Source organism: Achromobacter sp., assembly GCF_032113835.1.
Lineage (GTDB): Bacteria > Pseudomonadota > Gammaproteobacteria > Burkholderiales > Burkholderiaceae_B > Achromobacter.
Map to the genome: position 1 here is coordinate 113,933 of NZ_DAMCTG010000005.1, position 18,716 is coordinate 132,648.

At 64.2% G+C, this 18,716-nt stretch carries 18 protein-coding genes; 8 read left to right on the top strand and 10 right to left on the bottom strand.

Translation table 11 applies throughout. The annotated features are described in order from the left end of the window. Positions 1–4: 4 nt before the first annotated feature. Positions 5–493 carry an Lrp/AsnC family transcriptional regulator gene (locus RT697_RS03880; protein ID WP_313697060.1) on the bottom strand — a complete coding sequence of 163 codons (489 nt, stop codon included), beginning with the start codon at positions 491–493 and terminating at the stop codon, positions 5–7. 150 nt (positions 494–643) lie between these two features. Here RT697_RS03880 and glmS point away from each other — a divergent pair, with 150 nt between their 5' ends. From glmS to RT697_RS03905, 5 genes are all read left to right on the top strand, one after another. Next, on the top strand, positions 644–2,476 hold the full coding sequence (gene glmS / locus RT697_RS03885; RefSeq protein WP_313697061.1) for a glutamine--fructose-6-phosphate transaminase (isomerizing): 1,833 nt from the start codon (positions 644–646) through the stop codon (positions 2,474–2,476). A gap of 222 nt (positions 2,477–2,698) precedes the next feature. After that, entirely contained in the window at positions 2,699–3,796 is a 1,098-nt protein-coding gene (locus RT697_RS03890; protein ID WP_313697062.1) for a type VI immunity family protein, read from the top strand. Positions 3,797–3,832: 36 nt separating this feature from the next. Beyond that, positions 3,833–4,420, top strand: coding sequence for a hypothetical protein (locus tag RT697_RS03895; protein WP_313697063.1), 588 nt, complete (start codon positions 3,833–3,835; stop codon positions 4,418–4,420). A gap of 30 nt (positions 4,421–4,450) precedes the next feature. After that, positions 4,451–4,861, top strand: a complete 411-nt coding sequence (locus tag RT697_RS03900) for a hypothetical protein (RefSeq protein WP_313697064.1) — start codon at positions 4,451–4,453, stop codon at positions 4,859–4,861. A gap of 105 nt (positions 4,862–4,966) precedes the next feature. After that, positions 4,967–5,212, top strand: coding sequence for a hypothetical protein (locus RT697_RS03905; RefSeq protein WP_313697065.1), 246 nt, complete (start codon positions 4,967–4,969; stop codon positions 5,210–5,212). Positions 5,213–5,535: 323 nt separating this feature from the next. Here the strand turns inward: RT697_RS03905 and RT697_RS03910 are convergent, their stop codons facing one another. Together RT697_RS03910 and RT697_RS03915 are read right to left on the bottom strand one after the other, a co-directional pair. Next, a complete protein-coding gene (locus tag RT697_RS03910; RefSeq protein ID WP_313697066.1) occupies positions 5,536–7,071 on the bottom strand; it encodes a tetratricopeptide repeat protein in 1,536 nt (511 codons plus the stop codon). A gap of 29 nt (positions 7,072–7,100) precedes the next feature. Continuing rightward, positions 7,101–8,165: an RDD family protein gene (locus RT697_RS03915; RefSeq protein WP_313697067.1), complete on the bottom strand. Its 1,065-nt coding sequence runs from the start codon at positions 8,163–8,165 to the stop codon at positions 7,101–7,103. A gap of 213 nt (positions 8,166–8,378) precedes the next feature. On the opposite strand from RT697_RS03915, the gene RT697_RS03920 reads away from it, so the two are divergent. Both RT697_RS03920 and RT697_RS03925 read left to right on the top strand, forming a co-directional pair. Further along, a complete protein-coding gene (locus tag RT697_RS03920; protein WP_313697068.1) occupies positions 8,379–9,083 on the top strand; it encodes a hydrolase in 705 nt (234 codons plus the stop codon). A gap of 68 nt (positions 9,084–9,151) precedes the next feature. After that, positions 9,152–10,756, top strand: coding sequence for an MFS transporter (locus RT697_RS03925; RefSeq protein ID WP_313697069.1), 1,605 nt, complete (start codon positions 9,152–9,154; stop codon positions 10,754–10,756). A 92-nt stretch (positions 10,757–10,848) separates the two neighbouring features. Here RT697_RS03925 and RT697_RS03930 read toward each other — a convergent pair whose 3' ends face one another. Then, positions 10,849–11,136: a hypothetical protein gene (locus RT697_RS03930; RefSeq protein ID WP_313697070.1), complete on the bottom strand. Its 288-nt coding sequence runs from the start codon at positions 11,134–11,136 to the stop codon at positions 10,849–10,851. Positions 11,137–11,149: 13 nt separating this feature from the next. Between RT697_RS03930 and RT697_RS03935 the strand changes: the two genes are divergently transcribed. Beyond that, the gene (locus RT697_RS03935; protein ID WP_313697071.1) at positions 11,150–12,622 is read left to right on the top strand and encodes a PLP-dependent aminotransferase family protein; all 1,473 of its coding nucleotides are present in this window, start codon (positions 11,150–11,152) and stop codon (positions 12,620–12,622) included. Between the two features lie 19 nt (positions 12,623–12,641). Here RT697_RS03935 and RT697_RS03940 read toward each other — a convergent pair whose 3' ends face one another. The 6 genes from RT697_RS03940 to RT697_RS03965 all read right to left on the bottom strand — a co-directional run bounded on the left by RT697_RS03940 (position 12,642) and on the right by RT697_RS03965 (position 18,674). Further along, positions 12,642–13,445 (bottom strand): pyrroline-5-carboxylate reductase family protein, encoded by an 804-nt coding sequence (locus RT697_RS03940; RefSeq protein ID WP_313697072.1) that lies wholly within the window; start codon positions 13,443–13,445, stop codon positions 12,642–12,644. Between the two features lie 130 nt (positions 13,446–13,575). Then, on the bottom strand, positions 13,576–14,865 hold the full coding sequence (locus tag RT697_RS03945; protein ID WP_313697073.1) for a TRAP transporter large permease: 1,290 nt from the start codon (positions 14,863–14,865) through the stop codon (positions 13,576–13,578). 3 nt (positions 14,866–14,868) lie between these two features. Then, positions 14,869–15,477: a TRAP transporter small permease subunit gene (locus tag RT697_RS03950; protein WP_175123863.1), complete on the bottom strand. Its 609-nt coding sequence runs from the start codon at positions 15,475–15,477 to the stop codon at positions 14,869–14,871. Positions 15,478–15,493: 16 nt separating this feature from the next. Then, positions 15,494–16,552, bottom strand: a complete 1,059-nt coding sequence (locus tag RT697_RS03955; RefSeq protein ID WP_313697074.1) for a TRAP transporter substrate-binding protein — start codon at positions 16,550–16,552, stop codon at positions 15,494–15,496. 59 nt (positions 16,553–16,611) lie between these two features. Next, positions 16,612–17,994, bottom strand: coding sequence for an amidase (locus RT697_RS03960; protein ID WP_313697075.1), 1,383 nt, complete (start codon positions 17,992–17,994; stop codon positions 16,612–16,614). Continuing rightward, entirely contained in the window at positions 17,991–18,674 is a 684-nt protein-coding gene (locus tag RT697_RS03965; protein WP_313697076.1) for an RraA family protein, read from the bottom strand. Before RT697_RS03965 ends, RT697_RS03960 begins: the two co-directional genes overlap by 4 nt. Positions 18,675–18,716 lie beyond the last annotated feature (42 nt).

Sequence of the window (18,716 nt, forward strand, 5' to 3'; positions counted from 1 at the left end):
AGCCTCAACCCCGCACATCGATCCGCGTCTCGAACTTGGCGCGATGCACCGAAAAAAACGTGCGCACGTTGCGCACGTTGGCCTGCGCCGTGAACGCCCGATGCACCAGCGCGTGGTACGCCGGCATGTCCTTCACCTGCGCGATCACCACAAAGTCCGGACCCGGCGATACGCGGTAGCACTGCAGCACCGCAGGCTCCGTCAGCATGCTTTCCTCGAACGCGTCCAGGCTCTCGGCGGCCTGCACGTCCAGCGTGATCTCCACGATTGCCGTCAGCGTGCTGCCCAGCTTCTCGGCCGACAGGATCGCCACTTGGCGATCTATCACCCCTTCTTCCACCAACCGCCGCACCCGCCGCAGGCAGGTCGGGGGCGACGCGTGCACCCGCGCGGCCAGATCCTGGTTGGTCAGCGAGCTGTCTTCTTGTAACTGTTCAAGAATGCGCCGGTCCAGATCATCGAGTTCAGGCAGCGGAATTGGCGTGTTTTGCATGATTAATTCAAAACCGGCGTTTAGACGAAATATAATTTAATCACATTTGTGTAAGGGAATTAACTGCCAAATAGTCGCACATAAAGAAATCAAATTTCTTTAAGGGGCGCGCACAATGCGTCCGTACTGAACTTACCCGGAGTCACTCTTATGTGCGGCATTGTTGGCGCCGTCGCCCAGCGCGACATCACCCCGATCCTCGTTGAAGGCCTGAAGCGCCTGGAATACCGCGGCTATGACTCCTGCGGCGTCGCCGTCTATGCCGACGGCCATCTGCGCCGCACGCGCAGCACGCAGCGCGTGGCCGAGCTGGCCGATCAGGTTGCGCAGGACAAAGTCCAAGGTTTCACCGGCATCGCCCACACCCGCTGGGCCACGCACGGCGTGCCCGCCACTCACAACGCCCACCCGCACTTCTCGCACCTGGGCAACGACGAGCCGCGCATCGCGCTCGTTCACAACGGCATCATCGAAAACCACGACGAGCTGCGCGCCGAGCTGCAAGCCGTCGGCTACGTCTTCGAAAGCCAGACCGACACCGAAGTCATCGCGCACCTGGTGAACCACCTGTATTCGGGAGACCTCTTCGAAACGGTGCAGAACGCCGTGCGCCGCCTGCATGGCGCCTATGCGATTGCCGTGTTCTGCCGCGACGAACCGCACCGTGTCGTCGGCGCTCGCCAAGGCTCGCCGCTGGTGGTGGGCGTGGGCCAGAACGAGAACTTCCTGGCGTCCGACGCGCTGGCGCTGGCCGGCACGACCGACCAGATCATCTACCTGGAAGACGGCGACGTCGTCGACCTGCAGCTCTCGCGCGTCTGGATCGTCGACGCCGCCGGCAAGAACGTCGACCGTGAAGTGCACACCGTGCATGTGCACACCGGCGCCGCCGAACTGGGCCCCTACCGCCACTACATGCAGAAGGAAATCTTCGAGCAGCCGCGCGCGGTCGGCGACACCCTGCAGGACATCGAGTCCATCACGCCCGAACTCTTTGGCGACGACGCCTACAAGATCTTCAAGGAAGTCGACTCCCTGCTGATCCTGGCCTGCGGCACCAGCTACTACGCTGGCCTGACCGCCAAGTACTGGATCGAATCCATCGCCAAGATCCCGGTCGCCGTCGAAATCGCCAGCGAATACCGCTACCGCGACAGCGTGCCGAACCCGCGCTCGCTGGTCGTCACGATCTCGCAATCCGGCGAAACCGCCGACACGCTGGCCGCGCTGAAGCACGCTCGCTCGCTGGGCATGGAAAACACGCTGACCATCTGCAACGTGTCGACCAGCGCCATGGTGCGCGAGTGCAAGCTGTCGTACATCACGCGTGCCGGCGTCGAAATCGGCGTGGCCTCGACCAAGGCGTTCACCACCCAGCTCACCGCGCTGTTCCTCTTGACGCTGGCGCTGGCGCAGACGCGCGGCCAGCTCACGGAAGAGCAGGAAGCCGAGCACCTGAAGGCCCTGCGCCACCTGCCGTCCGCCATCGGTTCGGTGCTGGCGCTGGAGCCGCAGATCATGGCCTGGGCGGACCGTTTCGCCTCCAAGGAAAACGCCCTGTTCCTGGGCCGCGGCATGCACTACCCGATCGCGTTGGAAGGCGCGCTCAAGCTCAAGGAAATCAGCTACATCCACGCCGAAGCCTACCCGGCCGGCGAACTCAAGCACGGCCCGCTGGCGCTGGTCACCGAGCACATGCCGGTCGTCACCATCGCGCCCAAGGACGAGCTGCTGGAAAAGCTGAAGTCCAACATGCAGGAAGTGCGTGCGCGTGGCGGTGAGTTGTATGTCTTTGCCGATGCCGACAGCAAGATTCAAAGCGCCGAAGGCATGCACGTGATCCGCATGCCGGAACACTACGGCAAGCTGTCGCCGATTCTGCACACGGTGCCGCTGCAGTTGCTGTCGTATCACACGGCATGCGCGCGTGGGACGGATGTGGATAAGCCGCGGAATCTGGCGAAGAGCGTGACGGTGGAGTGATGCGTAGCGCTGCGTAGCTCTTATGAAGAGCGTGAATAAAGTTCGCTCTCGAGGAACAACATTCGCTTGAGGGAAGTGCTCTTTAATTTAGCGCTTCCTTGCAGAATAGGTCGCCAAGTGCGGCCTATTTTTTCATTAACTCCTTGAACCGCCCCGGGTATTGCTCTTGAGAGATTGTGAGCGATGAGCAGCGCCCACCCACGCCGTACTCTGAGACGACCAATGGCAGACTTTCATCCCGACATGAGCCGCGAGGCGTTTGCCGCAGCACTTCGCGAGAACGCGCAGGCGCAGCAGTTCCCCGGGGCGATGCTCATGCCTAAGAGCCGCCACGACTATGTGGGCGCGGTCATCGCCATTACAGGTACCTTATATTTCGAAGGCGGCTATACACAGCTTAAGCGGGAGGCAATCGCACAGTGTTTTGACGATTACCTGGCGCACGCGGGCGATGCCCTCACATGGCTGTGGCGTGGCGAGCCCCCGTCAGGCTCGCCGTGCATGCCCTACGTCAAGGGTCCGAAACTCCGCGATTTTTTTGAAACGCTCGACGAAGACGACAAGCTTGACCTGCAGTACACGAGCGGCACCAAGCGCGAGGACGCCGGCCCGTATTCCTTTTCTGTCAATGCCGCACCGGCTTGGGCCGCCAAAAAAACAGGCCGTCTGGATGTGTTGCGGTTCGCGTTGCCCTTTGTTGATATTGTCGAGCAACCCAAAGCCTTTCAAACCTTGTTCGTCGAGTTCGCTGCGCGGCTGCAAGCATTGCATGGCCATGGCGGTTTTGGTTTTGTGCTGTCCCCGTCGGAATGGAATAGTAATCAGCCCACCGAAGCCTTCGCGTCGGAGCAGGCCCGCGGCGTTGATGTGGGGGCGCCAGTATTCTCCGCCATGGTGCTCAAGCCCGACACGTTCAAGACAGTGTCTTGGCTGACCGCAATCAATCGTGACATGGTGGCGCAGGCAGGCGGCTTGCACACGTTGCGCTCGGAATTGCCGCCAGACTGGTTTGCCTTCTATGACTATGGCGCTGGCATCGTCATTCAGGCTGGCAATGAACCCGACCTTGCTGCGACGGCTATCGACCCTAAGCCTCCGCAGTACGCGCTACCTAACGCAGCGCTCAAATCGCTGCGCAGTGCTGTGTTCGGGCTACACCTGGCGGCCAGTGCCGCCGGCGAACCGCGGCTGACCGGACTAAAAGGCGAAGCATGGGTTGAGCGCTTCGATGTGTCTGACGAAGAGCTGCTCGATGTCAAGGCACGACTGCTTGATACGCCTCGGCTAGATTCAACTCACACTCTGGACGAGCGACTGTAGCGCAGCCCGGCGGTGACGCAAGCCTCGGGCCGGGCCATGCCGGTCAACGACCAGGTAGGGATCGAACTGGCTGCAGACAGCGACTGGACTGTTTTTCCCGGCGAGGGATTGCAATATCATGGATCCCCATTCGAGGAAACCGACATGACATCGCAGGCACGACGCTTCCTGGATCATCTGGCCGCTCATGGCTGGACGGTGCTGCGGACCACGCCCAGCGCGACGCCAGCGGCTGCGCCGTTCGAAGCGTACGGCTATGGCGCTTTCCTGGCGACATTCACCGAATTGCACAACGCGAATCAAACACGCTGGTTCCTGAGCGCTGCCGACCATGACTGCACGGCGGACAGCGCCTTTCCTTGGTACACCCTGCGCGATATCAGCCTGGAGGCTGCGCTGGACGACGCCGGTCGGCAGGCGGTCCTGAACTTCTGGCAACAGCACACGCCGATCTACATGAGCGTTGCCGGCGAATACGAATACCTGGCGATAGAACGCGACTCGGGCCGCATCGTGCACGGCATCGAGCCGGAGTTCGAGGACATCCGCGTCGTCTCCCCGAATCTCGGCGCCCTGTTCGAAGACCTGATTGCGGGCCGTGCCACGGCGGCGCTTCTGGCGTGACGCCTTATGCAAGAGCCTACGCAACCCCCTATGCCGCCCGATCTGAAGGCGTATACCCACGACGATATTCCTGCTCAGGAAACTTGGCTGGACTGTGCAATCGCCGACGGTGGCCGGCTGCGCTTGGTGTTGCTTGCGGCCGATCCGCAGGCGGCGATGCCGATGCTGGCGCGAGCCCGCTCGATCGCCCAAGCGTTGGCCGGGCACCGCAACGCGGCGCTGCATTTCCTCTGGCGCGCGGGGCGGGACAGCGGCGACCCCGAAGATGCCCCTGCGGCGTTCCTCGAACACTTCGTGCCATCGGACTTGGTCGTCTCGACTGACGGCGGCTACGTGCTGCACCTGGCGGCGCGCGACGCTACCTGGTTCATGGACGGCTATTGGCCGTCCGTGCAGTTTGCCGCAAACGATGTGCCGATAGCGTGGGTCTGCGAATCCTGAACCAGGCTATCGCTGTCCGCCGACGTCTTCCGACCCTGAGCCGCCATCCAGCTAAAAGCTCGAAAGCCGTCACTCATGCCAATTTAGACCGCAAGCACCAGATATATGGGAATCGAGTACAGAATCAAGTTCAACGTGCCTGGAAACTTCAACCCGAGCGCGCTGTTTAAGAAGTTGCCAAGCCCCATCGCGCACGGACAGATGTCAGAGATTTATAACTATGCGATTGAATCCGATGGGTTCTATTTTGTTGACCATCTGGTGAACAAAGACGTTGCTGCGGTAGCGCTCCGACTGTTCATTGATGAAGCTCTGGCTCATTCGGAGACCATTCAAATTCTTGAGCCATGAGTCTTCGGTGAGGGGGCCGCGTTACGCGGCGCTTTGTTCGCCCGCTCATCTCAGATCGTGTATCAAACGATCTGGGCGTGATCAAGGATTAGCCCAAGGAGACAAAAACTCAAATGCTCTATTTAGCAATAACTCCCGCCGGGCTAAAGGATGCCCTTCGATCCGCCTCGGATGATGATGCCGTGTGGTGCGGCAGCGATGCGATCACCTAAGCCGAGTTTTCTGCGCTGAAGCACCCGAACCTAAGTCGGTTCATCTACAGTCTTGAAGACCGGCAGCGGATTAGTGAATAGTTCAACCTGGGAAGCCATGAATCTCGACACCTATTTCCGGCCAAACAGGCGACCGAGAATTCCGCGCGGCGCGGCCGCGGCCTGTTCCGCAGCCAGCGCATTCTGCATCGACAGCTCCTGGAACTGAGGCTTGCCGTTCTGTTGGTACGAGGCCGACGCTTGGCGGAATGCCAGCGCCGATTCAGCATGCCGCTTCATGTGGCCGTAGATTTCCCCGCGTGAGAACAGCGCCCAGCTGCGGTAGTCGGGATCCAGCGCAATAAGGCGGTCGCAGGCTGCCAGCGCCTCGTCATAGCGGCTGGCGGCGATCAGCGCATTGACGCGTTCGGCGTGCAGAGGTCCGCTGTCGGGCCAGTGCGCCATCGCCTGGTCCGCGTCGGCCACGGCCTCGGTTGCGCGCCCCAGGTGGGTCAGCGCCTCGATGCGTGCGCGGCGCCACTTCAACCAATTGGGATCCAGCGAGATCGCGACCTCGGACAAGGGCAAGGCCTCAGCGTGGCGTTCCAGCCTGTTCAGCATGTCGGCGGCGTTGCCGGGCAGGAAGTCGTTGTCGGGCGCGAGTTCGTAGCCGCGCAGGTAATAGGTCAGTGCTGCTTCCCATTGGCGTTGGTCGCGCTGCGCATTGCCGGCGACGAACAGCAGCTGGGCGTCGCCGCTGGACAGCGGGTCCAGGCCCTGCAATGCCTGTTCAGCCAACTCCGGGTCGCCGCTGCGCACATACTCGCGGGCTTGCTCCTTGCGGCCTTCCCAGCCGCTGTCCGAGAGCGCGTCCAGGCGCCGCCATAGCGGCGCCGCCTCGTCGCCTCGGCCCAGGCGGTGCAGGGAGCGCGCCTTGCCCTCGAGGGGCCAGTCCCAATCGGGTTCGCGGCGCAGCAGGCTGGTCCATTCCTCCACCGCGTCTTCATGGCGTCCGAGCGCCTGGAGACACGAGGCGCGATTGTGCTGGATGGCGTTTTCCTCGCCGAGGATGGCGCGGGCGCGGTCGAACATTGCGATGGCGTTGTTCAGGTCACCCAGACGGCGGTAGTTGTTGCCGGCGTCGTAAAGAAAGCCACCGTTGTTGGGCGCCAGCGCGACGGCGCGCTGATGGTAGGGCAGAGCGTCCTGGTAGCGGCCTGCGTTGTGCAGGTTGGATCCGATATAGCAATGCGGCGCGGCGGCGAATGGGCGCAGTTGCGAGGCGCGGGTCCAGCTTGCAATGGCGTCGTCCAGTTGACGGTCGTTGATCAGCAGGTAGCCCTCGGCCATCAGCAAGCCGAAGTGCGACGGTGCACGTGTCAGGGACTCGCGCAAAAGGCGCCAGGCCTGCTGCTGTTGGCCCGCGTCGTAGAGCGCGGTGACTCGTAAGCGTATGGCGTCGCTGCATTGCGGATCCAGCGCCAACGCGCGATCCAGGTCTGCGTCACGCTGCGCGTACGCGCGGCGCTGGTCGTGATAGCGGGCGCGCAGCGCCCACAGGACGGCGAGATCCGGCTGTTCGCGCAGTCCTTGTTCGCACAATGCAAGCATTTGGGCAAGGTCGCTGCCGTCATCGGCGCGGTGGATGGATTCGATCAGGCTGGACATGCGCAAGGTTCTCTATTCGGAAGATCGGATCAGCGCGCCAGGGCGCCGGCTTCGTGACGGCAACTGTAGGGGCGGTCTTCGCGCGGGATGTCGTCGCTGCCGCATCGCCATCGGCGCACGCCGCCGCCCTTCTTTTCGGACCTCAGCTCGGGCAGATAGACCAGGTGCTTGCCGCCCAGCGACGGAGCGTCCGCCGTGCCCGGATCGCCCGCGATGGTAAAGCGCAGCACGCCGTTGACGGGATTCATCTCCAGCTTGCTAAAGCCGCTGGTTCGCAACGATTCAAGCGTCACTCCGAGCGCGGCCATGTCGGGCGCAAACGTTTTGGTGCGCTGGTAGTGGCTCTCCGCGAGCAGGCGCACGGGATCGGACACGAGATCCAGACGTATGACATCGGCGCGCAGCGGATTGTCTCCGTCATCCTTGTCCAGGGCGACCACCGCGATCACCATGCCGGCCAGGACCAGTGCCACCATGCCGAATACGGTGAAGAGAAAGCGGCCCGCGCCCGTGACGGCGCGGACCCGATCCAGCGCGGGCAGCACGGCCCGCGGATTGGCCTGGCTGGACACCACGTGAGTCCCGGCGAGGGAATTGTGCATGGCGCGCTCGCCAAAAACCGCCTGCTGTATGTGGTGGAAGATGCCGGGCAGCGCCAGGTTCAGCGCGTACTTCAGGGCGTGCCGCCAGATCGAGCGCAGCAGTCCCGGTGAGCTGCCCTTGCGCGTCACCACCCGCTGCTTCAAGAGACGCTTGCCGGGGGAACCATTGCCCCAGGCGTCCATGAACGCGGGCAGTAGAAAGCCCAGCAGCCCGCCGGCTATTGCCAGCAGCACGGGTCCGTCGACGCCCGTCAGGCCTTGATAGGTGTATGAAGCGGCCGTGGACAGACCGACCATCGCGGCCGCCACGACGACGGCGTCGATCGCCGTGGCGGTCAGTCGGGCCCAGATGCTGGGAAAGACGGGGGCGTTGATGCCCGGGCCGGGGCGCTGGGCGGGCGCCGCCTGGGAAGTAACCGGCAGTGGGGCTTTGCAGCTGAAGCACAGCTTGTTGGCGGCCGGGTTCTGCCAGTTGCAGCGAGGGCATTGCATGGGATCTGAGGTCGGGTGCTGGAGCCGGTCTGAGCGGCGGGACCGCGGATGATACCCATGGCTCAGTTCTGTGGTCAGTCATCGTTCCATAAAAAGAACGATGAAGGCAAAAATAGCCATCTACCGGCGGATTGTGCCGAAGAATATAGTTCTGTTCATCGCAGCAACGCGCTGCAAGCAACACCCCAAACCTACCTCTTCAAGGACACTGACATGACCAACACCACCGCCAAGCTCGAAGTGCTGACCCCCGAAAACAGCCAGATCATCTTCATCGATCACCAACCGCAAATGGCCTTCGGCGTGCAGTCGATCGACCGCCAGACGCTCAAGAACAACGTCGTGGGTCTGGCCAAGGGCGCCAAGGCGTTCGACATTCCGACCATCATCACCACGGTCGAGACCGAATCGTTCTCCGGCTATACCTACCCCGAATTGCTCGATGTCTTCCCGGAAAAGAAAGTGCTGGAACGCACGTCGATGAACTCCTGGGATGACCAGAAGGTGCGCGACCAGCTCGCCGCCAACGGCCGCAAGAAGGTGATCGTGGCCGGTCTGTGGACCGAAGTCTGCAACACCACCTTCGCGCTGTGCGCCATGCTGGAAGGTGAGTACGAGATCTACATGGTTTCCGACGCGTCGGGCGGCACGTCCAAGGAAGCGCACGACATGGCCATGCAACGCATGATCCAGGCCGGCGTCGTGCCGGTCACCTGGCAGCAGGTGCTGCTGGAATGGCAGCGCGACTGGGCCCGCCGCGATTCGTACGATGCCGTGATGGAAATCGTCAAGGAACACTCGGGCGCCTACGGCATGGGCGTGGACTACGCCTACACGATGGTGCACAAGGCCGCGCAACGCACGCAGACCGCACATGAGGCGATCGCGCCCGTCGCTGCGCCTGTCACCGCTCGCTAAGTCCCAGGCCCGCGGCCGATGCCGCGGTTTTTTTTTTCTCGTACCGACCGGCATCCCCGGAGCCTCCCATGACGACCGCCGACACCCGCCCCGCCGACGCCCAGCCGTCCTCGCCTTTCGCCTATTCCGCCTTCTCCGTGATCTGGGTGGCCACCGTGCTGTCCAACATCGGAACCTGGATGCATGACGTGGGCGCCGGATGGCTTATGACGTCGTTGTCGCCCTCGCCCATGTTCGTGGCGCTGGTGCAGACCGCGGGCGCGCTGCCGGTCTTCCTGCTGTCGCTCCTGGCTGGTGCGCTGGCCGACACGATGGACCGCCGCAAGCTGCTGTTGATGGTGCAGATCGCGATGGGCTTCATCGCGCTGGCGTTGGGCCTGGTGGTCTGGTTTGGGCTGACCACGCCGTGGGTGCTGCTGGGCTTCACGCTGCTGATGGGCATCGGCACGGCGCTGTCGGCACCGGCTTGGCAGGCCATCGTGCCCAGCCTTGTGCCGCGGCCGTCGCTGCAGCAGGCCATCGCCACCAACAGCGTGGGCATCAACGTGAGCCGTGCGATCGGCCCGGCGCTGGCCGGCGTGCTGATCACTAGCCTGGGCGTGGCTATTCCGTTCTTCGTGAACGCGGTCAGCTTCATCGTGGTCGTGGCCGCACTGATCTGGTGGAAGCCGCCGGTTGCCGCCGAAAAGCGTCTGCCCCGCGAGCAGCTGTTTCATGCCATGCGTGCCGGCCTGCGTTTTGCGCTGCACAGCAAGCCGCTCAAATCCACGCTGGTCCGTGCCGTCGCGTTCTTTCTGTTTGCCAGCGCCTACTGGGCGTTGCTGCCGGTGATCGTGCGTCAGGTGCTGCAGGGCGGCGCCTTGCTCTACGGCATCATCCTGGGCTGCGTCGGAGCGGGTGCGGTGATCGGTGCGATGGTGCTGCCGCCGCTGCGCAAGAAGCTGGGTCCGGACCGCAGCGTCATGGCCGGCACGCTGGGCACGGCGCTCACGCTGGTGGTCTTTGCGGTGATCCCGCATCCTGTGGTGGCCGGTGCCTTCAGTTTCCTGGCGGGCGCATCGTGGATCATGGTGCTGACCTCGCTCAACGTATCGGCGCAGGTCGCCCTGCCGGACTGGGTGCGTGCCCGTGGCCTGGCGATCTTCGTGACGGTGTTCTTCGGCTCGATGTCCGCAGGCAGCATCATCTGGGGCCAGACGGCGGTGCATGCCGGCGTCCCCGCCGCCATGCTGATCGCCGCCGCCGGTTCGGTAATTGCGATGTTGCTGACCCGCAAGGCCAAGCTGCAACTGGGCGCGGACCTGGACCTGGCGCCGTCGATGCACTGGCCCGAGCCGCTGATCGACCAGCACGTATCTCATGATCGCGGCCCGGTCATGATCACGGTGGAATATCTGATCGACCCGGCGCGCGGCGCGGACTTCGTGCAGGCCATGCAGCATGCCGGCGCCGAGCGCCGTCGCGATGGGGCCTACGCTTGGGGGATCTTCGAAGACGCGGCACAGCCTGGCCGGTACCTGGAATACTTCCTCGTGACGTCGTGGCTGGAACATCTGCGCCAGCATGAGCGTGTGACCCACGCCGACGCGGACCAGCAGGCCGAAGTGCGCGGTTTCCACATCGGGGATGCGCCGCCGAAGGTGTCTCACTTCGTCGCGCCGCAGCAGTCGTAAGTTTGCTTGTTATCGAATGCGGCTCACTCGAGCCGCATTTTTTTATGGCTGGACGCGATGCTGGGCATCATCTCGGGATGAGGGGGATCTGCTCAACGATCCTGAGACAGCGCTTTGAGGCTTTCAAGGCGTTCCATCTCCTTTTTCTCCTTCTCTTTTCTGGCGCCTTCGCGATGCGACTTGATGGCGAGAAACATGCACACGCCCAGCACGCCGAGCTTGAACGTACCGAAGGCTAAAGGAACCCAGAAATTCATCATTTCCTCAAAACGCTGCGTCAGCAGCTTGATCGCTGCTCGCGGACGCTGAACGAAGTCAGAAGCGCGCGGAGCGAGTGCTAAAATCCATACAAGATTGCGAATTCTACCGCCAAAATCCATACAAGCAGTTGAATTGCCCGGTTCGTACCTCCTTGCCACCTGCGGAAGTGGTCAAAAAACCCAACAAATCAAAAACATGGCTCTCTCGCGTCGTCTGAAAAAAGCAAGCATGTCGTGGGTGCGGCCCCTCACCGCCGGTGCGGGCTCCCGATACCAGCAAATCGCCACGCAGATCGTCACCGCGGTGGAGGACGGCGTCCTTCGGCCGGGCGATCGCCTTCCCACGCAGCGCGAACTGGCCCAGACATTGGGCGTCGACCTCACGACCGTGACGCGGGCGTATTCGGAAGTTCGCCAGAAAGGGATCCTGGAAGCGCAGGGGGCCGGTGGCACCTATGTGGCCTATTCCGGGTCGGCAACAGGCGGCACGATCGATCTGGGGATGAACATCCCGCCATTGCTCGGCAGCCAAGCGTTTTCGCAGATGCTGGCAGAAGGCAGTGGCTCGACGCAGGCCGCGGCAAGCTCGATGGATCTGATGAGCTATCACGTGGGGGCGGGTGCAATGCGGCATCGTGCCGCCGGGGCGAAGTGGTTGCAGCCGGTGCTTGGCGGCTTGGATTCTGACCGGATCGTGGTTTGCCCTGGCGCGCAAACCGCTATCGCCGCACTGCTTCTGGCCAGAAGCCAGGCCGGGGATGCGATTGCGTGCGATGCGCTGACTTACCCTGGCTTCCTGGATGCAGCTCGCCTGCTGCAGCGCGTGGCCGTTGGCGTGAAGTCGGATGCATTCGGCATGGACCCCGCGGACCTCGAGCGCGTGTGCCAGAAGCATCGCCCGGCAATGCTGTACTTGAACCCGACGATTCAGAACCCGACCGCGCTGACGCTGTCCACCGAGCGCCGGACCGAGCTGCTGCGTGTGGCCAGGAAATTTGCGCTGCCCGTCATTGAAGATGATCCGTACTGGCTGTTGGCGGAGCGGCCGCCGAGCACGATGTATTCGATGGCCGCCACCACGTCGTCTGCGTCGGTCTACTACGTGTCGACGCTATCGAAATGCATTGCGCCAGGCCTGCGAACCGCCTACTTGGTCGTACCTGCCGGCGAGCCGTTGACGCCCGTGCTGGATGCCCTGCGCTCGCTGGCGTTGATGCCCACGCCCTGGATGACGGAGATGGCGTCGACGTGGATCGAGTCGGGCGCTGCGGTTCACTGGATGGCGCAGGTCAAGGGTGAGTTGCGGCATCGGCAAGCCATTGCCGCATCGATCCTGCCGGGCGAGATTGAAGCCGACCCGAACGGGCTGCATCTCTGGCTGAAGTTGCCGGGTGATATCGATCTGTACAGGCTTATACAGACTGCGCTTGAACAAGGCGTGAGTGTCACGGATTCGGGGTCGTTTTCAAGCGGGTCGTTCAGTCCGTTGGCGCTTCGTGTGTCGTTGGGAGGGCCGATTGATCGGATTCGGTTGACGCACGGTTTGAACCGGTTGGCGGAGTTGCTGACGGGCGATACTGCCCGGCGGGAATCGGACGTTGGCTGATTTGCCGGGGCGCGCAGTCTCAGCCCTTGCGAGAACGCCCCGATGACTCACGGGCGCTCAATGCGCCCGCGTCGACGGCCTTTTGGATCGTCCCTTCAAATCCCGCCTGGCTCGCGGCGCGCAACGCAGCGGCGGTAGTGCCGTTGTAGTCCAGGAATTGTTGCACCACTTCTCCGGGCAGATTGTGGTCACCGCCAAGCAACTGCGCGGCATCGCAAACCACGCCCAGGGCGGCTCGCATAGCAACGTGCTCAGGCAGTCCATGCGAAACGGCGACGTCCGCCAGCGCCTTCGCAAGCAACGCGGGATAGGCGTGACCGCTGCCGGAAATGGCAGTCAGCGTGTCGATGTGCGATTCGTCGGAGAGTTCGTCTTCCGTTCCCAGCGCGCTCAGCAGCAGCCGAATTCGGTCCTCGTCGGCCGCGGGTGTCGTGGACGACGCGATCCATGGCGTGTACGAACGGCCGATCTCAACTGCGGCATTCGGCATGGCGCGCGCGATACGTCGCGAGCCGCAACGCAGGGCGAGTTCATCAAGCCCCACACCGGCCATGAATGAGATGACCAGCCTGTCTTCACATTTGAACTCGCCCGCGCGGAAGTCGTCTGGACGGATCGAGAGAATCACCACATCGCAATCTGCGACCGCTTCGGTGAAGTTGGAAAAGCGTCGAACGGCGGGCCACTCGTTGTATGTCGGGCCAGGATCTGCGCTGCGTGTCAGGCAGTGAAGATCATGGGCGTTGACGACGCCTTTCCTTAACAGCAAAGGTCCAGTCGAGCGGCCGAGCCAGCCGCTGGCGCCCACCAACAGTACTTTCATGTTTTCGATTCAACTCCACGCCTGGACGGTCAATGCAGCCGGTTGCCTGGCGATGGCTTGCCGGAGGGGCTACCGGGTCTGCTCGAAAAACAATGGTACTCCGCTTGAGTGTGCACTTGCCGGGACGCCCTCACAGCGTAGCCATCTGCCCCGGCAGCCACAACGCCAGCTGCGGCACCGCCAGCAGCAGCACGATCATCAGCAACAGCATCGCCAGGAACGGCAGTACGCCCACCACCACATCCATGAATTTCCCCTGCCCTCGCACGCTGTGCACCACGAACAGATTCATGCCGAACGGCGGCGTGAGCTGGCCCATTTCGCACAGCACGATCAGCAGCACGCCGAACCATACCGGGTCGTAACCCAGCGCCATGACGATGGGTACGGTGAGCGGGGCGGTGGTGACCAGCATCGCAAGCGTGTCCATGAAGCAGCCGAGCAGGATGTAGAACAGGATGATGGCCAGCATCATGCCCAGCGGCGGCAGGTCCAGGCTGGTCACGGCGTTCACCAGCAAGGTGGTCAGGCCGATCGAGGACAGCACGAAGTTCAGGAAGAACGCGGCCAGCGTGATCAGGATGATCATGCCGGTGGTGCGCAGCGTGGCTTCGAAGGCGCGGCCCAGCATTTCCCACGTCAGCACGCGCTTGTAGGCGCACAGCAGGGTGGCGGCCACCACGCCGAGCGCGGCCGATTCGCTGGCGGTGGCAATGCCGCCGTAGATCACGCCAATCACCAGCGCGAAGATCGCGAGCGGCGGCACCAGGTGCGGCAGGGCCGCGATGCGTTCGGCCCAGCTCACCGTGGGGCGTTTTCCGGCCAGGCCTGGACGCCATAGGCACAGACCGACGATTAGCGCGATGAAGAGCGCGGTGAGCAGGATGCCTGGCAGCGTCGCGGCCAGGTAGAGCTTTGGCACCGATACGTTGGCGATCAGTGCGTACACGATCATGTTGATCGAAGGCGGGATCAGGATGCCGAGCGTGCCGCCGGCCGCGATCGAGCCCAGGAACAGCGGCGCGTTGTAGCCCGACTTGCGCTGTTCGGGCAGCGCCAGCGTGGCGATGGTGGCGGCGGTGGCGACGCTTGAGCCGCTGGTGGCCGAGAACATAGCGGAGGCGCCGATATTGGCGTTCATCAGTCCGCCCGGCAGCCACGACACCCACTTGGACACGGCGCCATACATGCGGCCGGCCACGCCGGAATGCACCAACAGCTCGCCCATCAGGACATAAAGCGGAATCGCGACCAGCAGGAATTCGGCGCTGGTGCCCCAGGCCAGTTCACCGATGGCGTTGGTGAGTTTCAGCGGCGAATAGACGCCGGCCAGGCCCATGCCGAGCAAGCCCACGGTGGCGGCCGCGGTGACGCTCAGCGCCAGGAGGCCAAGCAGCATGGAAATCGTCATTATCAACATGGCTCACTCCTGAGGTTGCGTGCGCGCGGGCACGGGTGCGTCGGCGGTTTCTTCTTCGATACCCTCTTCCACCGAGTGGATGCCGATCAGCGCATTGACCGCCTGCCAGCGGCCACGCATCACGCGGCCCAGCGCGCTGGCGCCGAGCACCACGATGGTGAGCAGGAAGAACGCATAGCCGGCGAACCAGAGCGACTGCGGGATCCATTGCGGTACTTGCAGCGGCGTGTTTGACACGGACTGGAAGGCGATGGAGTCGGCCAGCACGAACCACGCGTGCCACGTCAGCGTGCCCACGAACAGGCCCAGGCAAGCGAGCGCGAAGAGGTCGAGCACGACGCGCGTCTTGGCGGGCAGATGCGTGTAGACCACGTCGACTCGGATATGAGAGCGGCGCAGCAGGGTGATGGGAAAAGCCCAGGCGCTGGCCACCGCCAGCGTGTAGCCGGCCAGCTCGTCGGCGCCGCCGAGCGAGACGCCCGCGACCTTGCGTGCGATCAGGTCGGCCACGATGAGCCAGGACACCAGCAGCAGCCCGAGGCCGCCGATCCAGGCGCCGATGCGGGCCACGCGGTCGAGCAGGCGTAGCGAACCATGCGTTTCTGTCGTCATGAGAGTTCCTTGAAGTTCAGCGCAGCGTCACGCCCAGAGCCTGGCCCACGGACGCGCTCCAGTTGGCGGCGCATTCCTCGCCGCAACGCCGCGCCCAGCGGCTCGCCATTTCGGTGGCGACCTCGCGCAATGTGGCGCGCTCGGCGTCGGTGGGCGCCGTGGCCTGCATGTCGGCCTGCGTGTGGATGCGGCATTCGCCCTGTCCGGTATTGCAGGCGAGCGCATAGTCGCCCTCGCGGCCGGTCTCGTCCCACAGGCGATCTTCCAGCACCTTCGCCTCTTTGAGCATGAACTGCTGCACGGTGGGATCCAGCTTCTGCCAGCGGCGTTCGGCGATGGCGTAAAAGCCGATGGACCAGTCGATCGGCAGCAGATAAAGATTCTTCGCCACGTCGTACCATTTCGCGGCGTTGCCCGAGCCGATGCCGGTTACCGCGCAATCGACCACGCCGGTCTGCAGCGCGGGAATCACCTCGGCAAACGGTATGGTCACCGGCGAGGCGCCCAGCGCGCGCACGTATTCGGCCATGTTGCTGCCGCGGGTGCGCACCTTGCGGCCCTTCAGATCGGTCAGGCTCTTTACCGGTGCGCGGCAGAAGAACACCTGCGCGGTGTACGGCACGGTGGCCAGCAGCCGCACGCCGTGGCGCTTGAGCATGCGCTGTTCCAGCACCGGCCGGTAGGCGGCCACCATCTTGCGGGCAGTGGCGAAGTCGGTCGCCATGCCGGGCAGGTCGACGCCTTCGAAGGTGGGATCATCGCCGCTGACGAAGGCGAACACGCCCATGCCGACGTCGAGCGCGCCGGCACGCATCAGGCGCACGATCTCGGGGCCTTTCAGGCCGCTCTCGGACAGGCCGATCAGTTCGGCAGTCACCTTGCCGCCGGAGGCCTCGGGCAAGGTCTTTTCCCAGAACGGCTTTTCAACCGCGCCGAAGGTGTAGTTGTGGCTGCCGCCGCCGACGACCGCGAAGTGGGTCTCGGGCAAGACGGCGGTCTGGGCGCGGGCCGGTCCGGCCGCGGCGAACGAGGTTGCGACGGCCGCCAGCAGCGCCGCCAGAATGCTTCGTTTCATGTTTTCCCCCTGTTTGTGTATGGGCACGCGCGCCGCGCGCGCCCCGCCACGGCATCGGGTTATGCCGTGGTCGTCTGCGCACGCGTGTCGGCGCGCACGCGATGCCAATCGGAATGACGCTGGAACACCTCGGCCAGGTACAGCGCCAGCCGGTCTTCGCCGCCCGGGCAGAGAATCTGCAGGCCGGTGGGCAGACCCGCGTCGTCGCGGCCGTTGGGCACCGATACGCCGCACATCTGAAGAAGGTTTCCAATACGGGTGTAGTGAACCGGCGCGTTGCCGTGATCGACCTCGTCGAGCGGCAGCGCGGTGGTGAGCGTGGTGGGCGTGAGCAGTCCCGCCACGCCCTGCAGGCGCGCCTCCATCGCCGCCTGCAGTCGGTCGCGTTCGCGCAGCGCAGCCAGGTAGCGCAAGGCCGGCGTCTCGAGCGCGGCAAGCAGGCGCGGCCGCACCGAGTCGTCCACCGGCAGGTCGAGGTCGGTCATCTCGCGCTCGAACGAAGCCACGCCTTCGGTCATCATGATGTCGCCCGTCACGGCCTTGAACTCGGCCAGCGTGGCGGGCGGCGTGATTTCCACGATCTGCGCGCCAAGGCTTTGATACAGCGCGATGGATGCTTCATAGGCGCGTCGCACGGCGGGCGTGACGTCGTTGAGGAACGCTTTGGGCAGACGGCCCAACGTGGCGCCGGCGATGCCAAAGCGCGACGCGTCGAGCGGCTCGCGCCACTCGCCCGGTTCAGCCGGCGCCAGCGCGTCGAACACGACGCGCGCGTCGGCGGCGCTGTGCGCGAAGATGCCGACGCTGTCGAGCGTCTGGCTCAGCGTGACCACGCCCTGCGACGAGATCCGGCCCACGGTCGGCTTGAACCCTGTGATGCCGCAGTAGCTGGCGGGCACGCGCACCGAGCCGCCGGTGTCGGTGCCGATGGCGACCGGCGCCAGGCGTCCGGCCACCGCGACCGCCGAACCGCTGCTCGATCCGCCCGGGATGCGATGCACGCGATCGTCCCAGGGGTTGCGCGGCGTGCCCATGTGCTGATTGGGACCCCACGCGCCCATGGCGAACTGCACCATGTGGGTCTTGCCCAGGATGATGGCGCCGGCGCGCTGCAACTGCTGCACCAGCTCGGCCGTGTGCGAGGCAATGGTATTGGCGTGGATGGGCGAGCCGATGGTGGTCGGATGGCCTGCGATGTCGATCAGGTCCTTGAGGGCGATAGGTACGCCGTGCAGCGGGCCGAGCCAGATGCCTTGATCCAATTGCAGGTCGGCTGCGCGCGCGGCGGCCAGCGCCTCGTCGGCGTACACCGCCACATAGGCGTGCAGCCAGCCGTCGAGCGCGGCGATGCGCGCAAGGTAGTCACTCACCAGCGTTTCGGATCGCAGCTCGCGGCGGCGCAGGCGCTGTGCAAGGTCGGTGATGTCGAGTTCGATGCTCATGCGTTTGCTCCTTGGGCCGCTGCGATGGCACGATCGATGACCGCGCGCGAGCCCACGATGTCGGGGAATTTCTCGCCGGCGCGCAGGCGCGCCAGCGTGGTCTGTTCCTGAGTCTGGAAGTCGATGGCCTGCTGCGCGGCGGCGCGCACCGCGGCGCGATCAAGCACCAGCACGCCGTTCTCGTCGGCCAGCACGGCCGCGCCGGGCCGCACCGTGACGCCGCCGCAGTGAATCGTGCCGCAGAATTCGCCTTCGTGACCCAAGAGGCGCGTGGTGATGGGAGAAGGCCCCCGCGACCACACCGGCATGCCGTGCTGGCGCAATTCGCCAAGGTCGGTCACGAGGCCGTCCACGATGATGCCGGCCACGCCGGCCTGCTTGGCGGCATACGCCATCGCGCCGCCAAAGGCCGCCGTCACGGCCTCGCCAGCCCGGTCGATCACCAGCACGTCGCCGGGGCGCACGCAGGCCATCGTATGGTGCAGAATGCCGCCGTCGTTGCCGGGCATGCGCACCGTCACGGCCGGCCCGGCGATGCGCACGTCCTGCTGATGCGCACGGATGTCGCCACGCATGAAGCCGGTGGTCTGGAAGTGGCCGATGGTGGCCGGCTCCGCCTTCAGCAGCAGCGCCAGATCCTCGGGCGGCAACAGCGCGGGCATGGGATGAATCAGATACATCGTGTCGTCTTCACTACAATGAAAAAGGCTCGGAAAGCCGGT

Bases quoted from the DNA above. Each gene is read 5' to 3' on its own strand.
- RT697_RS03965 (WP_313697076.1), bottom strand. From the start codon at position 18,674: ATGTATCTGATTCATCCCATGCCCGCGCTGTTGCCGCCCGAGGATCTG.
- RT697_RS03950 (WP_175123863.1), bottom strand. From the start codon at position 15,477: ATGACGACAGAAACGCATGGTTCGCTACGCCTGCTCGACCGCGTGGCC.
- RT697_RS03920 (WP_313697068.1), top strand. From the start codon at position 8,379: ATGACCAACACCACCGCCAAGCTCGAAGTGCTGACCCCCGAAAACAGC.
- RT697_RS03955 (WP_313697074.1), bottom strand. From the start codon at position 16,552: ATGAAACGAAGCATTCTGGCGGCGCTGCTGGCGGCCGTCGCAACCTCG.
- glmS (WP_313697061.1), top strand. From the start codon at position 644: ATGTGCGGCATTGTTGGCGCCGTCGCCCAGCGCGACATCACCCCGATC.
- RT697_RS03960 (WP_313697075.1), bottom strand. From the start codon at position 17,994: ATGAGCATCGAACTCGACATCACCGACCTTGCACAGCGCCTGCGCCGC.
- RT697_RS03945 (WP_313697073.1), bottom strand. From the start codon at position 14,865: ATGTTGATAATGACGATTTCCATGCTGCTTGGCCTCCTGGCGCTGAGC.
- RT697_RS03880 (WP_313697060.1), bottom strand. From the start codon at position 493: ATGCAAAACACGCCAATTCCGCTGCCTGAACTCGATGATCTGGACCGG.
- RT697_RS03915 (WP_313697067.1), bottom strand. From the start codon at position 8,165: ATGCAATGCCCTCGCTGCAACTGGCAGAACCCGGCCGCCAACAAGCTG.
- RT697_RS03930 (WP_313697070.1), bottom strand. From the start codon at position 11,136: ATGGATTTTGGCGGTAGAATTCGCAATCTTGTATGGATTTTAGCACTC.
- RT697_RS03940 (WP_313697072.1), bottom strand. From the start codon at position 13,445: ATGAAAGTACTGTTGGTGGGCGCCAGCGGCTGGCTCGGCCGCTCGACT.
- RT697_RS03905 (WP_313697065.1), top strand. From the start codon at position 4,967: ATGGGAATCGAGTACAGAATCAAGTTCAACGTGCCTGGAAACTTCAAC.
- RT697_RS03910 (WP_313697066.1), bottom strand. From the start codon at position 7,071: ATGTCCAGCCTGATCGAATCCATCCACCGCGCCGATGACGGCAGCGAC.
- RT697_RS03895 (WP_313697063.1), top strand. From the start codon at position 3,833: ATGCCGGTCAACGACCAGGTAGGGATCGAACTGGCTGCAGACAGCGAC.
- RT697_RS03900 (WP_313697064.1), top strand. From the start codon at position 4,451: ATGCCGCCCGATCTGAAGGCGTATACCCACGACGATATTCCTGCTCAG.
- RT697_RS03925 (WP_313697069.1), top strand. From the start codon at position 9,152: ATGACGACCGCCGACACCCGCCCCGCCGACGCCCAGCCGTCCTCGCCT.
- RT697_RS03890 (WP_313697062.1), top strand. From the start codon at position 2,699: ATGGCAGACTTTCATCCCGACATGAGCCGCGAGGCGTTTGCCGCAGCA.